Here is a 2,362-nt window from a genome sequence, read left to right as displayed (position 1 = left end):
GCCGCGATGCCGGCCACCGGCCTGGCGTTGCAATGGCTGGAGCTGTTCCCGAAACTGCCGATCTCCGGCATGACCGGCAGCATCGCCGCCAACTGCACCCTGATTGCCGTTGATGGCGACCACTGGCTGCTGCACCTGGACCCGGCCCACAGCGCCCTGTTCAACGCGACCCAGCAGCGCCGGCTCAACGATGCCCTGAACCATTTCCACGGGCGCACGCTGACCATCAGCATCGAGCTGATCAAGCCCGAGCAGGAAACCCCGGCCCAGGCGGCGTCCCGTCGCCGGGTCAACCGCCAGCGCGAGGCTGAAGAGTCGATCCACGGTGATCCGCTCATCCAGCAGATGATGCAGCAGTTTGGCGCGGTGGTGCGGCACGATACTATTGAACCTGTAGAAGCCCCGGTACCCCAAGCGTCATAACCCGGGGCCAATAATTGATCCACGTACTTTTGAGGTGATTCCCATGATGAAAGGTGGCATGGCCGGCCTGATGAAGCAGGCGCAGCAGATGCAGGAAAAGATGGCCAAGATGCAGGAAGAACTGGCCAACGCCGAAGTCACCGGTAAAGCCGGTGGCGATATGGTCAGCGTGGTGATGACCGGTCGTCACGACATCAAGCGCGTGAGCATCGACCCAAGCGTATTGCCGGGCGTCGGCGAAGACGACCTGGAAATGCTCGAGGCGCTGTTTGCCGCGGCCGTCAACGACGCCGTGCGCAAGATCGAAGCCAACAGCCAGGACAAGATGTCCGGCGTGACCGCTGGCATGCAACTGCCACCGGGCATGAAGCTGCCGTTCTGATCGGCAAGCAGCACCGAAAATGCCAGGCCCCGCGCCTGGCATTTTTTTGGCCGGCTATTTTCCATACCCGTAGCAGCTGTCGAGCGCCAGCGAGGCTGCGTCGGCAGCGACTCGGTCCCACGTCTGGCATGAAAGCAGCGGTGCGGCTAACGTAGCCTCGCTGGCGCTCGACAACGGCTACTGCGAGAGTTTTGTCGAACCCTGGGCCCTGTGTTGGGGTCTGCACCCTATACCGTTGAATTCAATCACCGATAGAAGGAGCCTCGCTGATGTCCGAAGCATTGACCCTCAACCAGCGCATTGTGCTGGTCTCACGCCCCCACGGCGCACCGGTGCCGGAAAACTTTCGCCTGGAGCGCGTCGCGCTGCCGGAACTGGCCGACGGCCAGGTTTTGCTGAAGACCCTTTACCTGTCCCTGGATCCCTACATGCGCGGGCGCATGAGTGATGCGCCGTCCTACGCCGCACCGGTAGAAATCGACGAAGTGATGACCGGTGGCGCTGTCAGCCGCATCGAACAGTCCCGCAATCCGAAGTTCGAGGTGGGTGACCTAGTGGTCGGTTCCACCGGCTGGCAGAGCCACAGCATCTCCGATGGGCGCAACCTGATCCCGGTACCGAAGGGACTGGCCAGCCCGTCCATGGCCCTGGGTGTGCTGGGTATGCCCGGCATGACCGCCTATATGGGCCTCACCGATATCGGCCAGCCCAAGTCCGGGGAAACCCTGGTGGTGGCGGCCGCTTCCGGTGCGGTGGGCTCGGTGGTGGGCCAGGTGGCGAAGATCAAGGGCCTGCGGGTGGTCGGTGTGGCGGGCGGCGCCGACAAGTGCCGCTATGTGGTGGACGAGCTGGGCTTTGATGCCTGTGTCGATCACAAGAGCGACAACTTTGCCGAGGAGCTTGCCCAGGCCTGCCCCAAGGGCATCGATATCTACTTTGAAAACGTCGGCGGCAAGGTATTCGACGCGGTCGTGCCGCTGCTGAATGCCAAGGCGCGCATTCCCTTGTGTGGCCTGATCGCCGGCTATAACGCCCACGAAGCGCCCAGCGGTCCCGACCGGCTGCCGGCGTTGCAACGTACCTTGCTGACCAAGCGTGTGCGGATCCAGGGCTTTATCGTGTTCGACGACTATGGCGACCGCCAACCGGAATTCCTCAGTGCCATGGCGCCGTGGGTGCGGGATGGCAAGATCAAGTTCCGCGAGGACGTGGTGGAAGGCCTGGAGCAGGCACCTGAAGCCTTTATCGGTTTGCTGGAGGGGCGCAACTTCGGCAAGTTGGTGGTGCGGGTCGCACAAGATTGAGCATTTGACGCTAATCCGAGGCGCGGGTATAAACCGCGTCTCGTTGTTTTGTCGGACCTTTCCCCATGAGCTTCAGCCCCCTGATTCGTCAACTGATCGACGCCCTGCGCACTTTGCCAGGTGTGGGTCAGAAAACCGCCCAGCGCATGGCGCTGCAACTGCTGGAGCGTGATCGCAGCGGCGGCTCCCGACTGGCCCAGGCCCTGAGCCAGGCGATGGAAGGGGTTGGCCACTGCCGCCAGTGCCGCACCCT

General features: G+C 62.9%; 3 protein-coding genes and 1 pseudogene. All 4 read left to right on the top strand.

Annotated elements, in window-relative coordinates; translation table 11 throughout:
- The coding region (locus HX846_RS32205) for a DNA polymerase III subunit gamma/tau C-terminal domain-containing protein (RefSeq protein WP_306173181.1) at window positions 1-423 on the top strand (423 nt) is incomplete at its 5' end.
- A gap of 43 nt (window positions 424-466) precedes the next feature.
- The gene (locus tag HX846_RS32200; RefSeq protein ID WP_003193199.1) at window positions 467-805 is read left to right on the top strand and encodes a YbaB/EbfC family nucleoid-associated protein; all 339 of its coding nucleotides are present in this window, start codon (window positions 467-469) and stop codon (window positions 803-805) included.
- Between the two features lie 269 nt (window positions 806-1,074).
- Window positions 1,075-2,109, top strand: coding sequence for an NADP-dependent oxidoreductase (locus HX846_RS32195; RefSeq protein ID WP_003219050.1), 1,035 nt, complete (start codon window positions 1,075-1,077; stop codon window positions 2,107-2,109).
- A 65-nt stretch (window positions 2,110-2,174) separates the two neighbouring features.
- Window positions 2,175-2,362, top strand: a pseudogene (gene recR / locus HX846_RS32190) (recombination protein RecR); the annotation flags it as partial.

Source organism: Pseudomonas sp. K5002, assembly GCF_013386655.1.
Taxonomy (GTDB): domain Bacteria; phylum Pseudomonadota; class Gammaproteobacteria; order Pseudomonadales; family Pseudomonadaceae; genus Aquipseudomonas.
The sequence above is the reverse complement of the archived record's forward strand: the minus strand, read 5'-3'. Positions and strand labels throughout refer to the sequence as shown.